Source organism: Leisingera aquaemixtae (genome assembly GCF_001458395.1).
Lineage (GTDB): Bacteria > Pseudomonadota > Alphaproteobacteria > Rhodobacterales > Rhodobacteraceae > Leisingera > Leisingera aquaemixtae.
Window position 1 is genome coordinate 169,605 of sequence record NZ_CYSR01000030.1, and the last position, 19,559, is coordinate 189,163.

General features: G+C 64.5%; 19 protein-coding genes. 7 read left to right on the forward strand and 12 right to left on the reverse strand.

What is annotated here, in order from left to right; translation table 11 throughout:
• Positions 1–29 precede the first annotated feature (29 nt).
• Positions 30–653, forward strand: a complete 624-nt coding sequence (locus PHA8399_RS14405; RefSeq protein WP_058286818.1) for a helix-turn-helix domain-containing protein — start codon at positions 30–32, stop codon at positions 651–653.
• Positions 654–663: 10 nt separating this feature from the next.
• Here PHA8399_RS14405 and PHA8399_RS14410 read toward each other — a convergent pair whose 3' ends face one another.
• The 5 genes from PHA8399_RS14410 to PHA8399_RS14430 form a co-directional block, all read right to left on the reverse strand.
• On the reverse strand, positions 664–855 hold the full coding sequence (locus PHA8399_RS14410) for a hypothetical protein (RefSeq protein ID WP_375543688.1): 192 nt from the start codon (positions 853–855) through the stop codon (positions 664–666).
• 134 nt (positions 856–989) lie between these two features.
• Complete coding sequence (locus PHA8399_RS14415) at positions 990–1,682, reverse strand: aquaporin (RefSeq protein ID WP_058286819.1); 693 nt, start codon at positions 1,680–1,682, stop codon at positions 990–992.
• Complete coding sequence (locus PHA8399_RS14420; protein ID WP_058286820.1) at positions 1,679–2,155, reverse strand: arsenate reductase ArsC; 477 nt, start codon at positions 2,153–2,155, stop codon at positions 1,679–1,681. Before PHA8399_RS14420 ends, PHA8399_RS14415 begins: the two co-directional genes overlap by 4 nt.
• Positions 2,156–2,177: 22 nt before the next feature.
• The gene (locus PHA8399_RS14425) at positions 2,178–3,011 is read right to left on the reverse strand and encodes an arsenate reductase/protein-tyrosine-phosphatase family protein (RefSeq protein WP_058286821.1); all 834 of its coding nucleotides are present in this window, start codon (positions 3,009–3,011) and stop codon (positions 2,178–2,180) included.
• Between the two features lie 72 nt (positions 3,012–3,083).
• The gene (locus PHA8399_RS14430) at positions 3,084–4,799 is read right to left on the reverse strand and encodes an extracellular solute-binding protein (RefSeq protein WP_244270228.1); all 1,716 of its coding nucleotides are present in this window, start codon (positions 4,797–4,799) and stop codon (positions 3,084–3,086) included.
• Positions 4,800–5,226: 427 nt separating this feature from the next.
• Here PHA8399_RS14430 and PHA8399_RS14435 point away from each other — a divergent pair, with 427 nt between their 5' ends.
• Together PHA8399_RS14435 and PHA8399_RS14440 are read left to right on the forward strand one after the other, a co-directional pair.
• Positions 5,227–6,000, forward strand: coding sequence for a 3-hydroxybutyrate dehydrogenase (locus PHA8399_RS14435; RefSeq protein ID WP_058286822.1), 774 nt, complete (start codon positions 5,227–5,229; stop codon positions 5,998–6,000).
• 103 nt (positions 6,001–6,103) lie between these two features.
• Complete coding sequence (locus PHA8399_RS14440) at positions 6,104–7,132, forward strand: patatin-like phospholipase family protein (RefSeq protein WP_058286823.1); 1,029 nt, start codon at positions 6,104–6,106, stop codon at positions 7,130–7,132.
• Here the strand turns inward: PHA8399_RS14440 and PHA8399_RS14445 are convergent.
• The 4 genes from PHA8399_RS14445 to PHA8399_RS14460 all read right to left on the reverse strand — a co-directional run bounded on the left by PHA8399_RS14445 (position 7,129) and on the right by PHA8399_RS14460 (position 10,597).
• Positions 7,129–7,845: a DUF502 domain-containing protein gene (locus PHA8399_RS14445; protein ID WP_058286824.1), complete on the reverse strand. Its 717-nt coding sequence runs from the start codon at positions 7,843–7,845 to the stop codon at positions 7,129–7,131. The genes PHA8399_RS14440 and PHA8399_RS14445 overlap by 4 nt on opposite strands.
• An 81-nt stretch (positions 7,846–7,926) precedes the next feature.
• On the reverse strand, positions 7,927–8,841 hold the full coding sequence (locus PHA8399_RS14450; RefSeq protein ID WP_058286825.1) for a pseudouridine-5'-phosphate glycosidase: 915 nt from the start codon (positions 8,839–8,841) through the stop codon (positions 7,927–7,929).
• Positions 8,838–9,746: a PfkB family carbohydrate kinase gene (locus PHA8399_RS14455; RefSeq protein WP_058286826.1), complete on the reverse strand. Its 909-nt coding sequence runs from the start codon at positions 9,744–9,746 to the stop codon at positions 8,838–8,840. Before PHA8399_RS14455 ends, PHA8399_RS14450 begins: the two co-directional genes overlap by 4 nt.
• Before the next feature lie 41 nt (positions 9,747–9,787).
• On the reverse strand, positions 9,788–10,597 hold the full coding sequence (locus tag PHA8399_RS14460) for a DUF4198 domain-containing protein (RefSeq protein WP_058286827.1): 810 nt from the start codon (positions 10,595–10,597) through the stop codon (positions 9,788–9,790).
• Here PHA8399_RS14460 and PHA8399_RS14465 point away from each other — a divergent pair.
• Entirely contained in the window at positions 10,596–11,747 is a 1,152-nt protein-coding gene (locus PHA8399_RS14465) for a HupE/UreJ family protein (protein WP_058286828.1), read from the forward strand. The two genes, PHA8399_RS14460 and PHA8399_RS14465, sit on opposite strands and share 2 nt — an antisense overlap.
• 49 nt (positions 11,748–11,796) lie before the next feature.
• Here PHA8399_RS14465 and PHA8399_RS14470 read toward each other — a convergent pair whose 3' ends face one another.
• Positions 11,797–12,429, reverse strand: a complete 633-nt coding sequence (locus PHA8399_RS14470) for a thiamine phosphate synthase (RefSeq protein WP_058286829.1) — start codon at positions 12,427–12,429, stop codon at positions 11,797–11,799.
• Between the two features lie 165 nt (positions 12,430–12,594).
• Between PHA8399_RS14470 and PHA8399_RS14475 the strand changes: the two genes are divergently transcribed.
• The 3 genes from PHA8399_RS14475 to PHA8399_RS14485 are packed head-to-tail and all read left to right on the forward strand — an operon-like array spanning position 12,595 to position 16,026.
• Positions 12,595–13,347 carry an RNA methyltransferase gene (locus PHA8399_RS14475; RefSeq protein WP_058286830.1) on the forward strand — a complete coding sequence of 251 codons (753 nt, stop codon included), beginning with the start codon at positions 12,595–12,597 and terminating at the stop codon, positions 13,345–13,347.
• Positions 13,348–13,407: 60 nt separating this feature from the next.
• Complete coding sequence (gene ctaA / locus PHA8399_RS14480; RefSeq protein WP_058286831.1) at positions 13,408–14,553, forward strand: heme A synthase; 1,146 nt, start codon at positions 13,408–13,410, stop codon at positions 14,551–14,553.
• 3 nt (positions 14,554–14,556) lie between these two features.
• Positions 14,557–16,026 carry a carboxypeptidase M32 gene (locus tag PHA8399_RS14485; RefSeq protein WP_058286832.1) on the forward strand — a complete coding sequence of 490 codons (1,470 nt, stop codon included), beginning with the start codon at positions 14,557–14,559 and terminating at the stop codon, positions 16,024–16,026.
• 192 nt (positions 16,027–16,218) lie between these two features.
• Here PHA8399_RS14485 and PHA8399_RS14490 read toward each other — a convergent pair whose 3' ends face one another.
• Both PHA8399_RS14490 and gyrA read right to left on the reverse strand, forming a co-directional pair.
• Positions 16,219–16,569: a DUF6614 family protein gene (locus PHA8399_RS14490; protein ID WP_058286833.1), complete on the reverse strand. Its 351-nt coding sequence runs from the start codon at positions 16,567–16,569 to the stop codon at positions 16,219–16,221.
• Positions 16,570–16,697: 128 nt separating this feature from the next.
• On the reverse strand, positions 16,698–19,406 hold the full coding sequence (gene gyrA, locus PHA8399_RS14495; RefSeq protein ID WP_244270230.1) for a DNA gyrase subunit A: 2,709 nt from the start codon (positions 19,404–19,406) through the stop codon (positions 16,698–16,700).
• Positions 19,407–19,559 lie beyond the last annotated feature (153 nt).

Consider the following 19,559-nt stretch of genomic DNA (forward strand, 5'->3'; position numbering starts at 1 on the left):
GGCGCGCAGGTGCGGCTTATAGAGTGCGTATGACTGGCCGTGACCCGAAATCCCTGATCACCATCGCCCGTGCCAACGGCGGCGAAGACGACGCAGAGCCGCTGGATCTGGGCGCCCGGGTGCGGGAGCTGCGCAAGGCGCGGGACTGGACGCTGGAACATGCGGCCAATCAGGCCGGGCTGGCGCGGTCCACCCTGTCCAAAATCGAAAACGGCCAGATGTCACCGACTTACGAGGCGCTGAAGAAGCTGGCCGTGGGCCTGCAGATCTCGGTGCCGCAGCTGTTCACCCCGCCGCAGCGCGATCAGGTGAACGGGCGGATGACCGTGACCAAATCCGGGGACGGATCGGCCCATGCCACCGCCACCTACGAGCATGAGCTGCTGGCCGACGGGCTGACCCGCAAGCAGATGCTGCCTTACCGGGCCCGGGTGCGGGCGCGGTCGATGGAGGAATTCGATGGCTGGGTGCGCCATGACGGCGAGGAATTCCTGTATGTGCTGACCGGCGTGGTCAAGCTGTACACGGAATTCTATGAGCCGATTGAGATGCGCCGCGGCGACAGCGCCTATTACGACGCGGCCATGGGCCACAACGTCATCTCCGTCAGCCCCGAAGATGCCATGATCCTCTGGGTAACATCGCTGGCCTGACGGCCGGGCGCTAGTGCTTGCGCCCGTCCAGCTCTCTCAGCAGGCTTTCGATGTAGAGGAAATCATCCACCTCCTCCCTGGCTTCATTCAAGGTGAGGTGATGGGTTCGGGCCAAGTAGGCAACGAATTTGTCCCGGTCATCCAGTATGGATGGCGCATTGCTGGCTTTCAGGTGCGGAAAGCGCTGTTTGATGCGGGGCATCCTGTCAATCCAGCTGGCAGCTGCTGCTTGTACAGGCATCGGGGGGCACTCCCTGACAAACGGTTTATGATTTTTTGGACCCCCATCGTATCACTTTTCCGGCAAGTTTGTAACGGCCCGCCGGGGCCGCCGGATCACCCCTGCCGGGCTCGGCGGGTTTCTGCCGTCGCGGAGGGCGCGGCAAACAGACGGGTCAGCACAATGTGGCCAATGCCGACCGCAACCAGCTGCATCGCGATGAACATCGGAATGTGGCCCGGATAGATGCCTGCGAAGGTGTCGGTGAAGCCGCGGGCGATGGTCACCGCCGGATTGGCAAAGCTGGTGGAGGACGTGAACCAATAGGCGCCGGTGATGTAAAGGCCAACCAGCGGAGGAACGGCGTCGGGACGCGACCGCAGCCCGCCGAAGATCACGAACAGCAGGCCAAAGGTGGCCAGGATCTCGGAAAACCATTGACCGCTTCCGGTGCGGTGCATGGTGGCGGAGCTTTGCAGAATTGCAAGGTCGAACATCGCATGGCAGGCCCAGACGCCAAGGATGCCGCCGGCTGTCTGCGCCAGCATATAGGGGGCCGCCGCGCGCCAGGGATGCTCGCGGCGCAGGGCAAAGGCAAGGGTCACCGCCGGATTGAAATGGGCGCCGGAAACCGGACCCAGGGTGGTGATGATCACATAGAGCATACAGCCGGTGGCCACGGCATTGGCCAGCAGCGCCAGGGCCACGTTACCGTCCGCAAGGGTCTCCGCCATAATGCCGGACCCCACCACACCAACCAGCAGCATCGCGGTGCCCAGGCCCTCGGCCAGAAGTTTCTGCGCGGTCATGCGATCTCTCCAATCCGGTTGAGCTGCTGCGCCAGGTCCGCTGGCGCCATGGTTTCGAACGGCATCTCCAGCAGCGCCTTGGCGCGCTTTTCCAGCGTGGTATAGGCGGCGCGGAAGGCGGCGTCCCAGTCCGGCTGCTGGGCCGCTGCGGGATCTTCGACGCCCCAGTGGGCACGCACCGGCGCGCCAGGCCAGACCGGGCAGGTTTCGCCGGCGGCAGAGGCGCAGACGGTAATCACCACATCCATCTCCGGCGCGCCTTCGGCGGCGAACTCATCCCAGCTTTTGGAGCGGGCGCCGGAGGTGCCGTGGCCCAGTTCATTCAGCAGCACCAGCGATTGCGGATGCACTTTGCCGGTGGGGTCAGAGCCTGCCGAATAGGCGCGCACGCGGCCTGCGCCCAGCGTGTTGAAGATCGACTCCAGCAGGATGGAGCGTGCGGAGTTGCCCGTGCAGAGGACAAGAATGTTCATTGGTGATGACCGTGCTTGAAGGTTAGTCGGAAATCGTCACGCGGCCGGTATCGTCAACCCGGTGCTGAAGCGACAGGCGGTCGAGCGTATCAAATGGCAGCGCCACAAAGGCTTTGATGCGGTTGCGCAGCAGCCCGTAGGCCTGCTGGAAGGCAAGGCGGCGTTCGGCGTCGGTGCCGGTGGCCTTGACCGGGTCGGCCAGGCCCCAGTGGGCACTCATCGGCTGGCCGGGCCAGGCCGGGCATTCCTCGTTGGCGGCATGGTCGCAGACGGTGAAGACGAAATCCATTTGCGGCGCGCCGGGACTGGCAAATTCATCCAGATCCTTGGATCTCAGGCCGGCGGTGTCATACCCCTTGGCCTGCAGCAGCGCGGTCACTTCCGGCCGCGGGCCTGGCGACGGGCGGGTGCCTGCGGAAAAGGCCCGGAACTTGCCTTCGCCGGCCTGGTTCAAGATGGCCTCTGCCAGCAGCGACCTGGCGGAATTGCCGGTACAGATGAACAGCACGTTGAAAGGGCGGCCGGCGGTTGGCACCGGCATCACCTCATTGCTGGCAGGGGCGCAGATACCGGGCCGGTTCTGGCAGCAGCCGGACAGCAGATCGTCGAACATCCCGCGCAGCCCCGGCAGGTCGGCGGTGTACATCAGCGAGGTGCCGGTCCGGTGCTGGCTGATCAGCCCGGCCTGTTTCAGCACCGACAGATAGGCAGATGCGGTATTGGCCTTGAATGCCAGCGCCGCGGCAATCTCTCCCGCGGGCACGGCATCCGGATAGCGGCGCATCAGCAGGCGGAACAGGGCCAGCCGGTTGGGATGCGCAAGGGCGCTCAGCTTATCTGTGATTTCTATTTCCATAATTCGTGAATTACGGAAATAGAACCTGCCTGTCAACGCCGCTGACGGTCCTGAGCCTGCGGCGCCAGATGCTCAGTCGGCTTCGTACCACCAGACATCCGGCATGAACCCGGTGCGGTCGCCATAAACCGGCAGCCTGTCTGGATAGCGCATTTCCTTGATATGGGCGATCCGCCCCACATCGAAGGACCAGAACGGAATGACATAGCGCCCCGCGGTCAGGACCCGGTCCAGCGCCCGCACGGCGGCGGTGAAATCCTCCGGCGCCTTGGCGGTCAGCATCGCGTCGATCATCGCTTCGGCAGCGGGGCTGTCCATCCCCATCAGGTTGCGGCTGCCGGGCTGGGTAATACCGTCGCGGCCCCAGTAATAACGCTGCTCGTTGCCGGGGCTCAGCGACAGCTCCATGCGGTAGCGGGTGAGGTCGAAGTCATAGCCAGTCCCGCGTTCGACATACTGCGCGTTGTCGACGGTTTCGGCGGACAGGGTAATGCCCAGGCGTTCCAGCTCGCGGGCGTAGATCTCTGTCACGGTTTTCATCTCGCCGTCGCCCTGGCGGATCAGCACGGTCAGGTTCAGCGCCTCTCCATCGCCGTTGCGCAGCACGCCATCGGTCACGGTCCAGCCCGCGTCTTCCAGCAATTTCATGGCCTTGCGCAGATTGCCGCGGTTGCGCTTGCTGCCGTCGCCCTGCGGCAGCGTGTAGCCTTCCAGGGTGCCGGGCAGCAGGCTGCCCGCGAACGGCTCCAGCAGCGCCCGGACTTTGCCGCTGGCCGCCCCTGGCTGCATCCCCAGCGCAGAGCCGGAGAAATAGGAGGTGATCCGCGGCTGCACGCCGCCGGTCACGGTGCCGTTGATGTATTCGAAGTTGAACGCCAGCAGCAGTGCCTCGCGCACGCGCCAGTCATCCAGCGGCGCGCGGCGGGTGTTCATCACCATTCCGGTCATGCCGGAGGGGCGCTGATGCGGGATCTCGCTTTTGACCACATCGCCGCGGGTAACCGCCGGGAAGCTGTAGACACTGTCCCATTTGTCGGCATTGAACTCGCGCACCGCGCTCAACTCGCCCGCCTTGAAGGCCTCGAACAGCACGGTTTCATCACCGAAGAAGTCGATGCGCAGCTCGTCGAAATTCTGGGTGCCGCGCTGAAGCGGCAGGTTCTTGCCCCAGTAATCGGGATTGCGGCGCAGGGTGACAAAGCGGCCCGGCTCATAGGCGCTGACCACATAAGCCCCGGTGCCGATGGGCGCGCCCTCGACCGTATCGCTGCCAAAATCCTTGCCCTCCCACTGCGCCTTTTTCAGGATCGGGCGCATGCCGGCGATCAGGGCCAGCTCGCGGTCCTCGGTGTTGAAGGTCAGGCGCAGGCTGCGCGGGCCGGTCTGTTCGATGCGGTCCACCTTGGTCCAGAAACCGCGGTAGCGGGGGTGCCCCTGGGTGCCAAGTGTCTCATAGGACCAGATCACATCCTCGATGGTGACCGGGCTCCCATCGGAGAATCGCGCCTCCTCCCGCAGGGTGAATTCCACCCAGGAGCGGTCCTCAGGGGTCTCGACCGATTCGGCCAGAAGGCCGTAGAGGGTGAAGGGCTCGTCCCAGGAGCGGCCCATCAGGCTCTCGTAACTCCAGAACCTCAGCTGCCACGGAGAGGTGCCTTTCAGGGCGAACGGGTTCAGCGAGTCAAAGCCGCCGGTGTTGCCGAAGACCACCTTGCCGCCCTTGGGGGCATCGGGGTTGGCATAGGGCAAGGACACAAAATCCGGTGGCAGGGCGGGGTCCCCGTACATAGCTATGCCATGCGCCGATTCTGCCTGAGCGGAATTCGCGGCAAAAGCCAAGGTGATTCCGGCCAGTGCCGCGCGAAGATTCAGGAAATTTTCTTTTCGCAGTTTCACAACAATCCCGCTCTGCCCTTATTTTCTTGCTTCCGCACGCTACGTGCGCTTTTTCGTCTTTTCAAACTTTTAGCTTGGACGAAAGCCGGAAATTGCTTATAAAGAGATCACTGCTCGATAGGTTTCTTGCCTGTATGAAACCTGCCTCAATAACTAACGCCCGCCTTGTGCGGGCGTTTTTTTCTGGGCCGTTTCCCGTCCGTGATACCCGTTAATGCCCCCGCGTTCCGCCAGGGCTCTGCGTAGTCTTACGCGTTTCCTTTGCATCTGCAGCATGGCACAGTGGCGGCAGTTTGATTGAGCCAAAGCGGAGAAGCTGATGTCCTTGCAAGGGAAGACTGCCGTCATCACCGGATCGAATTCAGGCATTGGCCTGGGGGTTGCACGCGAACTGGCGCGGGCAGGGGCCAATGTGGTGCTGAACTCCTTTACAGACCGGGAGGAGGATCACGCGCTGGCCGGCGCGGTGGCCCGTGAATTCGGCGTCCAGGCCCGCTACATCCAGGCCGATATGTCCAACGGCGCCGATTGCCGGGCGCTGATCGAAAAGGCCGGCGCCTGCGATATCCTGATCAACAACGCAGGCATCCAGCATGTGTCGCCGATTGACGAGTTCCCGCAGGACAAGTGGGACGCGATCATCGCGATCAACATGACATCCAACTTCCACACCATGGCCGCGGCCTTGCCGAAGATGCGGGCAGCGGGCTGGGGGCGGATCGTCAATATCGCCTCGGCGCACGGGCTGACGGCCTCTCCCTTTAAATCGGCCTATGTGGCGGCCAAGCATGGCGTGGTCGGCATGACCAAGACCGTGGCGCTGGAAACCGCGGAGGAGCCGATCACCTGCAATGCGATCTGCCCGGGCTATGTGCTGACGCCGCTGGTGGAGGCGCAGATCCCCGACACCATGGAGAAGTACAACATGGGCCGGGAAGAGGTGATCAAGAAGGTCATGCTGGAGCGCCAGCCCAGCCGCGAGTTCGCAACTGTGGAGCAGCTGGGCGGCACGGCGGTGTTCCTGTGCTCGGACGCGGCCGCGCAGATCACCGGCACCGCGATCAGCGTCGACGGCGGCTGGACCGCACTGTAACGGCCAAGCTTTAGGGCGGGAGGGGGCCAGCCCCCTCTTGCCCCTTGAAGGGGGCAATTCACCCCCGGGATATTTCCGGCCAGAAGAAAAGGCGGACCGGCTCATGACTGTGAAAATCAATCTGGCCCTGCAAGGCGGCGGTGCGCACGGGGCGTTCACATGGGGGGTGCTGGACCGTCTGCTGGAGGACGAGGGGATCGAGGTGGCCGGGATCACCGGAACCTCTGCCGGTGCGCTCAACGGGGCGGCGTTTAAGTCCGGCATGGTGCAGGGCGGGCGCCAGGGCGCCAAGGCGGCGCTGGATGGCCTGTGGCAGCGCATGGGGGCGGTGGGAGACATGCGGTTTACCCATTGGCTGACCCGGTCCGACGCGATGGCCTGGGCGAGCGCTTGGGAGGCCGTCCTGCCGTTCACTCCGATGGAGGCGGTGAGCCAGGTGGTCTCCCCCTATCACTATGGCCCGTTTTACGAGAACCCGCTGCGGGAGGTGGTGGAAGCATTCCGGTTCGAGGACGTTTGCGCAGGCGCGGGTCCGGAGCTGTTCGTTTGCGCGACCTGCGTGCGCAGCGGCAAGATCCGGATCTTTGAAGGAGACCAGATCAGCACGGACGCGATCCTCGCCTCCGCCTGCTTGCCGGATCTGTTCCAGGCGGTGGAGATCGAAGACCCGGAAACCGGCCGCATGGAGGCCTATTGGGACGGCGGCTATACCGGCAATCCGGCCCTGTTTCCGCTCTTCAGCGGCGACCTGCCGGGGGATGTGGTGATTGTGAACATCAACCCGCTGGAGCGCGAGGAGATCCCGAAGACGCCGCAGCAGATCCGCAACCGGGTGAATGAGATCAGCTTCAACTCCTCGCTGCTGCGGGAGCTGCGGGCGATCAATTTCGTGCAGCGGCTGCTGGCCGACGGCACCATTCAGCGCGGCCGGATGAAACAGGTGCGGGTTCACATGATCGCGGATGACGCCTTGATGACGCAACTGTCGGTCACCACCAAGGTGATTCCGGTGCCGCAGATCCTGGCGCGGCTGAAACAGGCGGGACGGGACGCGGCAGAGGGTTTCCTGACGCGCGACCGGGAAAACCTCGGGGTGCGGTCCTCCGCCGATCTGCCGGCGATGTTCGGTTAGGCGTCTTCTTTTTCGGGCGCCTTGGCCTTCTTGCCGTTTTCCAGCGGTTTCGTTGGGTCCTTGGGGGTGGGGTACACAAGGCCTGCCGAGATCACCAGCTTGGCCGAATCCTCCACCGACATGTCCAGTTCGATCACGTCTTCCTCGGGCACGAACAGCAGGAAGCCCGAGGTCGGGTTCGGAGTGGTCGGAAGGAAAACGCTGACCAGCCCGCCGCTGGTTTCGGCCCGCTTGGCAATCTCGCCCTTGGCGGAGGTGGAGATGAAGCCGATCGCCCAGATGCCCTTGCGCGGGTATTGCACCAGACAGGCCTTCTCGAAACTGCGCTCGGACTGGGCAAAGACGGTCTCGGAGATCTGCTTGATGCCGGAATAGACCGTGCGCACCACCGGCATCCGGTCCACCAGGCTTTCGGCGAAATTGATCAGGGAGCGGCCAATCAGGCCCTTGGCGATCCAGCCCACGATGATGGTGAACAACAGGAAGATGATCAGCCCGACGCCGCGCAGGTTGATGCCGATATACTGTTCGGGGCGGAAGGTGTGCGGCACCAGTGGCAGCACCACGCTGTCGATCCAGCCCATCACCGACCACAGGAGCCAGATCGTCAGCCCCACCGGCGCGATGACGACGATCCCGGTAAAGAAGGAAGCGCGCAGGCTGGCAAACAGCCCGCGGCGGCGGTGAGGTTCATCGTCGAAAGGCGTTGTCATAGGTCTGCTTTTGCTCAAATTCCGAATGGAACCTATGCACTGTTCGGGGGCGGAGCAATGGGGGCCGCCCCCGAATTCATATCATTGCGTCAGTTTGTTGAGTTCCTGTGCGATCTTTGCCGCCAGCCGGGCATTGTTGCGCACCAGGGCGATATTGGCGGTAAGCGAGCGGCCGTCCGTCAGCTCAAAGATGCGGCTCAGCAGGAAGGGGGTCACATCCTTGCCCGCAATGCCCTGGGTGTCTGCTTCGGACTGGGCCTGGGCGATCACAGGCGCCAGGTCCTCGGCGGCGATCTGGGCGTCTGCCGGGATCGGGTTGGCCACCAGCTGGCCGCCCGGCAGGCCCATCGCCTGACGGGTGGCGTGGGCGCGGGCGATCTGCGCCGCGTCATCCATGCGCAGCGGCGCCTTGAGGTCCGATTGCGCCGACCAGAAGGCCGGGAAGCTGTCCTGCCCGTAGGCGATGACCGGCACGCCCTGGGTTTCCAGCACTTCCAGCGTCTTGGGCACGTCGAGGATCGCCTTGGCGCCAGCGGCCACAACCGTCACCGGGGTCTGCGCAAGCTCCAGCAGGTCGGCGGAGATGTCAAAGGTGGTCTCCGCGCCCTTGTGGACGCCGCCGATGCCGCCGGTGGCAAAGACGGAGATGCCTGCCAGCCGCGCCGCGATCATGGTGGCCGCCACCGTGGTCGCACCGGTGCCGCCGGTGGCGATGCAGGCAGGCATATCCGCGCGGGAGATCTTGGCGACGCCCTTGGCCTGACCCAGTGCTTGCAGCTGATCGGGTTCCAGACCCACGTGCAGTACGCCCTCAATCACTGCCATGGTGGCAGGCACGGCACCGGCCTTGCGGATGTCCTGCTCCACCTGTGCGGCAACCTCGACGTTCTGCGGGTAGGGCATGCCATGGGTGATGATGGTGCTTTCCAGCGCAACAATGGCGCGGCCTTCGGCCTTGGCAGCCTGGACCTCGGACGAATACTGAATGTCGATCACAGCGGGGGTTCTCCTGAAACGTAGGTTGCCGCAGCCTTGAGGGCTGAGGCCAAAGCGGATTTGCGGTCTTCGCCCCGTGCCTCGGCAACGATATGGGCGGCCATGAAGGTATCGCCCGCGCCGGTCACCCGGGCGACGGTGACGCGGGGCGGGTGCAGGGTGATGGTGCCCTTGGCGTCCGCCACGGTGGCAGAGGCACCGCCATCGGTGACCAGCACCCGGGCGGCGCCGCGGTCCAGCATTGCCTGGGCAGCGGTTTCGCTGTCGGTGAACTCCGCCTGGCACAGGATGCCGGCCTCTTCCAGGTTCACATAAAGCGTGCCGCGGGTGCGGGTCAGGAACGGGCGCAGCCGTTCCGCCTTGCCCGGCGACGCAGGCGCGACGCGCAGGTCGGCCTTGGCGAAAGCGGGGCTGGCGACGATATCATCCAGCAGCGACAGCGTCAGGTTGCCGTCCAGCGCCACCTGGCCCGCGTAAGGCACGTCCTCAGAGCCCAGAGAGCCGTCCGACAGCGGCCGCAGGATCTTGTCTCCGGCGGCCTCCAGCGAGTGCGCGTCGGCAATCGCGGCGATCAGCCCGTTGGCGCCCTCCACCGCCATGTAGCGGTCGGTGGGCAGATCCTCGGAACGGTAGATGTGATCCGTGATCAGCCCGAAATGGCCGCAGGCGTGGATCAGCTCGTCCCCTTCGGGGTCGCGGCCCACCGCGGTCAGCAGCGCGGGCTGGACGCCGAACCGGGACAGCGTCATGGCGATGTTCATAGCAACCCCGCCGGGCAGGCGGGTAATGCGGCCGGGCATATCCGAGCCGCGCTGCATTTCCGTGGTGCAGCGGCCGATGATGTCCCAAAGGACCGAGCCGATGCACAGAATGGCGGGGGGCTGTGAGGCAGAGGCTTGTGTCATATTGACCTATTGCCGCCTTTGCCGCACCTCTGCAAGCGGCTTCACTCAGCAGGCACCGCAAAGGTCAGGGCCGCCCAATGGCTTTCCCAAACGTAATCTTTGCCCTCCGGCGCCGGGCGCAGGACAACGGCGTCCAGCAGGTATTGATGGCCCGGCATCACGGGGACAGCGGTTTCGCCCTCGGCATCCGTCAGCCGGGTGGTGATGGTGACACTGCCATCGGGGGCCTTGGCAAAAACCTCGACCTGGGCCTTGGACCGCGGCTCTCCCTGGTAGAGCACCCGGACAGGCAGCCCCTGGGACAGGTCATCTGTATAGGGGTTGGCCTGGGCAACGATCTCTGTCTCCAGCCCGGTGGCGGCATCTGATCCGCTGCCGTTCCCGATCGCTACCAAAGACTTGGCGTACCGGGTGTATTGCTCGCCAAAGCCCGCCTCCGGCAGCCCGCGCGCCTGATGCTGCGTGCGGATATCGCCGAATCCCTTGTGGTCGATGAAGGCCTGGAACGCCTCCCACGTGTCATAGGTCAGCGTTTGCGGCCGGGTCTGATGGATCAGCACCGCCAGCCCGTCTTGCGCCATTTCGGCGGCAAAGGCGGGCATGTCGCCCATCCGTCCCTGATACGGCGCGGCTGCTGCGCCCTGCATCACCTCGAACCGGGCGATCCGGTGGTCCAGATAGGGCTGCTCAGCACCTTTGAACGCCTGGCCGTTGCGCAGCCTTGCCACCACGGTATTTCCCGAAACTTCTTGATATTTTTCCGGCTCAATCCAAAACTCGTGGGATAAACCCGGCCCGGCCGCCAAGGTCAGCCCGGAACAGAGAATTGAGCAGAACAGGCGGTATTGCATGAAAGTGTCCTTGGCTGTCAGGCGCGGCTATTTTTGGCCGCGGACCTTATTTGCGCTGTTGTTCTGCTGGGGTGCAATAGCCGCCGCAAGCGCCCGCGCTCATGAGGTCACCCCGGCGATTGCCGATTTCACCGTGGCGGACGGCCGGATCACCCTGGAATTGCGCCTGAATGCCGAGGCCTTTGTGGCGGGCATCAACCTGGACGGGCTGGCGGACACGAACCAGACCGCGCAGGCCGCCGATTATGACGAGCTGCGCGCGCTGGGCCCGGCGGAGCTGGAACCGATGGTGCGCCTCTTTGCCGAGGACTGGCTGGAAGCCTTCTCCGTTCAGGCGCCGGACCCGGTTTCGCTCAGCCTGTCCCGGATCACCATCCCGGAGACCGGCGACGCCAGCCTGCCGCGCGCCTCCGTTCTGGAGTTCAGCGGCGAGGTTCCGCCCGGGGCCCGCAGCCTGCGCATTGCCTGGCCCGCGGGCTCCGGCGGGGTGGTGCTGCGGCAGAACGGGGTTGCGGAGCCCTATACCGGCTACCTGCAGGGGGGAGAGACCTCCCCGCCCATCCCGCTTGGCGGCGGGGCGGCCAAGACGCCGGTCGAGGCCTTCATGGAATATATCCCCGTCGGCTTTGCCCACATCCTGCCAAAGGGGCTGGATCATATCCTGTTTGTGCTGGGGCTGTTCTTTCTCAGCCCCCGGGTGAAGCCACTGCTGCTGCAGGTGAGCGTGTTCACCGTCGCCCATACTATCACCCTGGCGCTGGGCGCGCTGGGCCTGGTGTCTGTCAGCGCCGCCATTGTCGAGCCGCTGATTGCGCTGTCGATTGTCTTTGTCGCGGTCGAGAACATCTTTGCCCGCAAGCTGCACAGCTGGCGCACATTTGTGATCTTCGGCTTTGGCCTGTTGCACGGCTTGGGCTTTGCGTCCGTGCTGGGGGCGTTCGGGCTGCCGCAAAACCAGTTCCTGCCCGCGCTCATCGGCTTTAACGTCGGGGTTGAGCTGGGCCAGCTGGCGGTGATCGCTGCCGCCTATCTGGGCGTGCGCCTGTGGTTCGGGCGGCACCCCAAATACCGCGGCCGGGTGGCAATCCCGGCCTCCGTCACCATCGCCATGATCGGCAGCTACTGGTTTGTGGAACGGGTGTTCCTGTAACCACCCGCCAAAGGACCAGCCCGGATAGCCGAGCCGGCAGCGCGGCTGGTCAGCCCATCGCCCGCATCAGGGTCTTGAGCGCCGCAAGCGGATCTTCCGCGTGCCAGATCTCATCCCCGATGCCGAAGAAGTCGGTATTGGGGGCGATCGAGCGCACCAGATCCTCGGTCAGACCGCCTTCGGCCACCACCGGAACCTCAATCATCTTCGACCACCACTCGAACAGATCGGCCTCCGCCCGCGCGCCGTCGCCCAGGCCGGATGTGCCGACAGGGCCAAAGCTCACGTAATCCGCGCCCGCTTCGCCGGCCACCATGCCGTCATGCTGCGAGGCGCCGCAGAAGCAGCCGACAATCGCATCCGGCCCCAGCGCCTTGCGCGCGGCGCGCACCGATTTCGACGCGTCGGTCAGATGCACGCCGTCCAGGCCCAGCCGTTCAGCCAGGATCTGATGGTCCGAGATCACCAGCGCCACATCGCGTTCCATGGTCACTTCGCGCAGCGCGTCGCCCGCGCGGCTCAGCGTGTCCTGATCGCGGCTGGCCAGATCCAGGCGCACGCAGGCCACGTCCACCTGATCCAGCACCCGCGCCAGCAGACCGGGGAATTTGCCCAGTTCGAAACTCGGCGGGGAGATCAGGTAGATCTGCGGCTGCTCCGGTGCGTCAGCAGGGCTTCCCATCATGGTGCTCCATTATTCAGGCGATTGGACGGTGTTTAGCCGATTTGGTGCCGGACGCAAGGATTTGCGGCGGTGTCGGCCTGCATATTGCGCGCCAAAACCCGCTGGACCTTGCCCCGCCGCCGCGCGGGCAGTACAGCAGTGCCGATTTTGCCGGAGAACACGATGCCCACCGATACGCCTCAGCCCGCCTTTGTCCTTGTCCGCCCGCAGATGGGCGAGAATATCGGTGCCGCCGCGCGGGCGATGTGGAACTTCGGCCTCGACCGGATGCGGATCGTGGCGCCGCGCGACGGCTGGCCGAACCCCAAGGCGGTGGCGATGTCCTCGGGCGCGGGCCGCCTGCTGGACGAGGCGCAGCTCTGTGCCGATGTGCCGGAGGCGCTGGGCGACTGCACCTATGTGTTTGCCACCACCGCCCGCCAGCGCGGGCTGACCAAGCCGGTCTACAGCCCCGAACGCGCCATGCAGATCGCGGCAGAGAAGATCGCCGCAGGCGAGAAGGTCGCGGTGATGTTCGGCCCGGAGCGCGCCGGATTGGAAAACGAGGATATCGCCAAGGCCAACGCCATCATCTCGGTGCCGGTCAATCCGCTGTATGCTTCGCTGAACCTGGGCCAATGCGTTCTGCTGACCGGCTATGAATGGATGCGCCAGTCCGGCGATGTGGTGCATGAAACCACCGATCTGGGCCGCAAGGGCGACTGGGCCACCGGCGTTGAGGTCGAGAAGCTGGTGGAGCACTACGAGGAGCGGCTGGACGCGGCGGGATTCTTCTATCCGCCGGAGAAGGCCGAGGGCATGAAGACCAACCTGCGCAACCTGTGGTCCCGGATGCGGATGACCCGCTCCGACGTGCAGATGCTGCACGGGATCATGCGGCAGATGGTCCGCTGGAAAGAGCGGGGCGGCGAGTAAGCCGCTCTGGACCAATTCCGAAACCGCCCCTAGCTTGGCACCACAGACAAAGAGGCAAGCATGAGCAAGCGCAGCATTTTCGAAGAGGTCGAGGGCGAGAAAAAAGACGCGCCCGCGGTGCAGCCGGGGCTGATCGACCGCGGCCGCGGCGGCGCCCGCAAGGCAATCCGCGCCTGGCTGATGGTTCTGTTTGGCCTGGTGGTTGCGATGATCGTGGTGGGCGGGCTGACGCGGCTCACCGACTCCGGCCTGTCGATCACCGAATGGCGCCCCGTGACCGGGGCGATACCGCCGATGTCCGAAGCCGAATGGCAGTCCGAGTTCGACAAATACAAGCAGATCGACCAGTGGCGCATCGAGAACCAGTGGATGCAGCTGTCTGATTTCAAAGAGATCTACTGGTGGGAATGGGGCCACCGCCAGCTGGGCCGGGTGATCGGCCTGATCTGGGCGCTCGGCTTCCTCGGCTTTCTGGTGGCGCGCAAGATCCCCGCGGGCTGGACCGGCCGGCTGCTGCTGCCCGGCGTCCTCGGAGGTGTGCAGGGCGCCATCGGCTGGTGGATGGTGGTCTCTGGTGTCACCCAGGGCGAGGGGATGACCGCGGTGGCCTCCTACCGGCTGGCGGTGCATCTGGGTCTGGCGTTTGTGATCCTGGGCTTTATTGCCTGGTACGTGCTGATGCTGGGCCGCGAGGAGCGCGAGCTGATGCAGGCGCGCCGCGCCAAGGAGGCCAAGCTGTTCAGCCTGTCCACGGGATTGATGCATTTTGCTTTCCTGCAGATCCTGCTGGGCGCGCTGGTCGCTGGCATTGACGCGGGCCGCTCCTACACCGATTGGCCGCTGATGGGCGGGCAGGTGATCCCGCCGAACCCCTTCATGATCGAGCCGCTGTGGAAGAACTTCTTTGAGAACCCCGGGCTGGTGCAATTCATTCACCGTGTCGCGGGCTATCTGCTGTTTGCCTTTGCCGTGCTGGCCTGGTTGCGCGGGCGCAACTCTGCCCACGCGCGCACCCGCTTTGCCTTCAACGCCGTGTTTGCGGCGCTGTCCGTGCAGGTGCTGCTGGGGATCATCACCGTGGTCTATGCCGCGCCGCTGCACGCTGCCATAACCCATCAGCTGGTGGCGGTTGGCGTCTGGGTGCTGATCCTGCGCGCCCGCTTCCTGTCGGCCTATCCCATTGCAACCTCGATCAAGGATCACTGACGCATGAGCGCATTTGACGAACTGATGGCCTTCCAGCGCGAAACCCAGGCGCTGGGGCAGATTGCGGGCCGTCTGGGCTGGGATCAGGAAACCGTGATGCCGCGCGGGGCCGCGCCGCAGCGGGGCGAGGAAATGGCCGCGATCGAGGCGGTGCTGCACGCCCGCCGCTCCGACCCGCGGGTGGCGGAGTGGCTGGAGCAGGCCGAAGCGCCCGATGAAGCCGGTGCCGCGCAGCTGCGCGAGATCCGCCGCAGCTATGAGCGCACCGTCAAGGTGCCTGCCGCTCTGGCCAAGAAGATCGCCCAGGTCACATCGGAGGCGCAGGGCAAATGGGCCGCCGCACGGGCAGATGAGGATGTCGCAGCCTTCCTGCCTGTGCTGGAGGAAGTGGTGTCTCTGAAGCGCGAGGAAGGCCAGGCGCTGGCTGCGGGCGGCGATGTCTATGACGCCATGGTCGAGGACTATGAGCACGGAATGACCGGGGCAGGGATTGCGGAGATCTTTGACGCCATGCGCCCCGGGCTGGTGGAGCTGCGCGCCAAGGTGCTGGAGAAACCCGCGCCGAAGGGGCTGGAGGGCACCTTTGACGACGCCGCGCAGATGAAGCTGACCCGCAAGATTGCCAAGGTGTTCGGCTATGACATGGCGCATGGCCGGGTCGACAAGGCGGTGCATCCGTTCAGCTCCGGCTCCGGGCTGGACGTGCGGATCACCACGCGGACCAGCGCAACCGATCCCTTCAACTGCTTCTATTCCACCATTCATGAGGTCGGCCACGGCGCCTATGAGCAGAACATCAGCCGCAATTACCTGCTGACACCGCTGGGCAGCGGCGTGTCGATGGGGGTGCATGAAAGCCAAAGCCGGATCTATGAAAACCAGATCGGCCGCAGCCGCGCCTTTACCGGCTGGCTGTTTGAGGAGATGAAAGCCGCCTTTGGCGATTTCGGCATTGCTGATGCGGATGCCTTTTATGCCGCCGTCAACGCGGTGCATAAGGGCTATATCCGGACGGAAGCGGATGAGCTGCAATATAACCTCCATATCATGCTGAGGTTCGGCCTGGAGCGCGCGCTGATGAGCGGCGATCTGGCGGTGAAGGATCTGGAAGCGGCCTGGAACGACCGGTTTGAGGCGGATTTCGGGTATGCGGTGGACAAGCCCTCCAACGGCTGCCTGCAGGATGTGCATTGGTCGGTCGGGCTGTTCGGCTATTTCCCGACCTACAGCCTGGGCAATGTCTATGCCGGCTGCCTGTACCAGGCGCTGCGCCGGGACGTGCCGGGGCTGGATGCCCAGCTGGCCCAGGGCGACACCACAGGCGCCACCGGCTGGCTGAAGCAGAACCTGCAGCAGCACGGGGGCTTGCGCAGCCCGCGCGGCACCATCGTCCATGCCGCGGGAATGGAACCCGGGCATGAGCCGCTGCTGGCTTATCTGGAAGAGAAGTTCAGCCTGCTTTACGGCCTGTGAGTCCGGCCAGGCCGCCGGGTAACGCCTTCCCCGGGCAGCAGAAATCAGCTGCCCCGGAATTGCCTCATTTCAGGTGTACTCTCTAAGACTCCTGGGGACGGGACCACGAGGGTAGAGCCATGCATACAGCCGTAGCCTATTTGATCTTTGCCAGCTTCGTGCTGGCGCCATCCCTGATCTGAGCCACCAGTCTCAGATCAGCGCCATGCGCTCCGCCCGCTCGGGATCCGGGAAGGGACGGTAAAGGCCGATCTCCGCGGTGGCGATCAGGGCGGTCACGTGTGAGTACAGCTTTTCCACTTCCTCGTCGTGTTCGCCCAGAACCCGGAAGGCCTGATCCAACTGAGTCATATCCTTGAATTCAATTTCCAGCAGGAAGTCGCGGCAGTTGTCGCTTGCCAAATTCAGCTTGCGCCGCAGCAGACGCCAGCCGAGCACCACACCGCGTGCCTGCAGATAGTTCATCCATTGCTCAACCGCGCTGGCAAAGCTCAGCGCCTTGGCCTCGTGGTGCAGGTCGATGGAGCAGTGATACAAGTTCATGGGGCATCCCCTTGCTGAGAAAACGAACCTTGACCGCAAGAATGCCTGAAACCCGTTAGGGGGCCGTTAACAAAGCGAACGCCGCCCTGGCAACAGGACGGCGTTCAAATCTTTCAGCTGCGCGGGGCTTATTCCTCGCCGCTGTCCTCCTCTTCGCCGTTTTCGGCGATCCAGGCGACAGAGACCACTTCCTCGCCCTTGCCGGTGTTGAACACCCGCACGCCGCCGGCAGAGCGCGAGCGGAACGAGATGCCATCGACCGGCACCCGGATCGACTGGCCCTTGGAGGTGGCCAGCATGATCTGGTCGTCCAGCTCCACCGGGAAGGAGGCGACGATCTCGCCGCCGCGCATCGCCTTGTCCATCGCGGTCACGCCCATGCCGCCGCGCCCGCGCACCGGGTAGTCGTGCGAGGACGACAGCTTGCCCGAACCGCCCGCGGTGATTGTCAGGATCAGGTTCTCGGCTGCCGACATCTCTGCATAGAGCTCGGTGGAGAAGTTCGGATCCTCGGGCGCATCCTCGTCAGTGGTTTCCGCATCGTCGGTCAGGCCCGCCATCGCCCGGCGCATCTTAAGGTAGGCGGTGCGCTGCTCCGGCGTGTATTTGGAGTGGCGGATCACCGACATCGACACAACGCTGTCCTCGCCGGTCAGCCTGATGCCGCGGACACCGGTGGATTCGCGCGAGTTGAACACGCGCACGTCGGTGGAGCGGAAGCGGATGGCGCGGCCGGAGTTGGTGAACAGCATCACGTCGTCGTCTTCCGAGCAGATGCGCACGTTCACCAGTTTTACGGAGCCGTCTTCCGGCAGTTTCATCGCGATCTTGCCGTTGCGGCGGACGTTGGTGAAGTCCGACAGACGGTTGCGGCGCACGTCGCCGCCGCTGGTGGCGAAGACCACCTGCAGGTTTTCCCATTCCTCGTCCGGCACATCGACCGGCATGATGGCGGCGATGGAGACGCCGGTCGGGATTGGCAGGATGTTGACGATGGCCTTGCCCTTGCCGGTGCGGCCGGACTGCGGCAGGCGCCAGGTCTTCAGCTTGTAGACCATGCCGTCGGTGGTGAAGAACAGAAGCTGGGTGTGGGTGTTGGCCACAAACAGCGTGGTCACCACGTCCTCTTCCTTGGTCTGCATGCCGCTGAGGCCCTTGCCGCCGCGCTTCTGGGCGCGGAAATCGGCCAGCGGCGTGCGCTTGATCCAGCCGCCGGAGGTCACGGTCACCACCATGTCCTCGCGCTCGATCAGGTCCTCGTCCTCCATGTCGCCGGACCAGTCGACGATCTCGGTGCGGCGCGGCACGGCGAAGTTGTCGCGCACTTCGCGCAGCTCGTCACTGATGATGCCCATGATGCGCTCGCGCGAGGACAGGATTTCCAGATAGTCCTTGATCTTGCCGGCCAGTTCTTCCAGCTCGTCCGTGACTTCTTTCACGCCGATCTGGGTCAGGCGCTGCAGGCGCAGTTCCAGAATTGCGCGGGCCTGGGCTTCGGACAGGTTATAGGTGCCATCGTCGTTTGCCGTATGGGTCGGATCGTCGATCAGCGCGATGTATTCGAAGATCGGCTGTGCCGGCCAGCGGCGGGTCATCAGCTTTTCACGCGCTTCAGCGGCGTCCGCGGACTGGCGGATGGTGGTGACGATCTCGTCGATATTGGTCACCGCCACGGCCAGGCCGCACAGGATATGGCTGCGCTCGCGGGCCTTGCGCAGCAGATGCGCCGTGCGCCGGGCCACCACGTCTTCTCGGAAATCGATGAAGGAGGTCAGGAACCGGCGCAGCGTCAGCTGTTCCGGCCGGCCGCCGTTCAGCGCCAGCATGTTGCAGCCGAAATAGGTCTGCATCGGGGTGAAACGGTAGAGCTGGTTCAGCACCACCTCGGGGGTTGCGTCGCGTTTCAGCTCGACCACCACCCGCACGCCGTTGCGGTCGGATTCATCCTGCACGTGGGCGACGCCCTCGATCTTCTTCTCGCGGACCTGCTCGGCGATCTTCTCGATCATCGCGGCCTTGTTCACCTGATAGGGAATCTCGTCCACGACAATGGCATAGCGGTCCTTGCGGATCTCCTCCACGCGGGTCTTGGCGCGGATGATGACGCTGCCGCGGCCTTCAAGATAGGCCTTGCGCGCGCCGGCACGGCCCAGCATCAGCGCGCCGGTCGGGAAGTCGGGGCCGGGGATGTATTCGATCAGCTGCTCGCTGGTCAGGTCCGGATCCTCGATCAGCGCCAGCGTGGCGTCGACCACTTCGCCCAGGTTGTGCGGCGGGATGTTGGTGGCCATACCAACGGCGATGCCGCCAGCGCCGTTGACCAGCATGTTCGGGAAGCGGGCCGGGAGCACGGTCGGCTCGCGGTCCTTGCCGTCGTAGTTGTCCTGGAAATTGACGGTTTCTTTCTCGATATCCGCCAGCAGCGCCGCGGCGGGCTTGTCCATGCGCACCTCGGTGTAGCGCATGGCCGCCGGGTTGTCGCCGTCCATCGAGCCGAAGTTGCCCTGGCCGTCCAGAAGCGGCAGCGACATCGAGAAGTCCTGCGCCATCCGCACCAGCGCGTCATAGATCGCGCTGTCGCCGTGCGGGTGGTATTTACCCATCACGTCGCCGACCGGGCGCGCCGACTTGCGGTAGGCCTTGTCATGGGTGTTGCCGGATTCGTGCATCGCATAGAGAATGCGGCGGTGCACCGGTTTCAGGCCGTCCCGCAGGTCCGGGATGGCGCGGCTGACGATGACCGACATCGCATAGTCGAGATACGAGTTGCGCATCTCGGCTTCGATGGAAACGGTCGGCCCATCATATGCCGGGCGTCCCGGCAGATTTTCTTCCATATTTTCAGGAGTTTCCGGCGTATCGCTCACGTTGGCTGCCCGCTCTTTCTTCTGGGTCTATATCTTGTGTTCGCACCCTATCAGATACCGTATATGCGGCGCAAGCAGGCAGCCGGGAACAGCGGCAACAGGCCGTTCACACATCGGTAACGC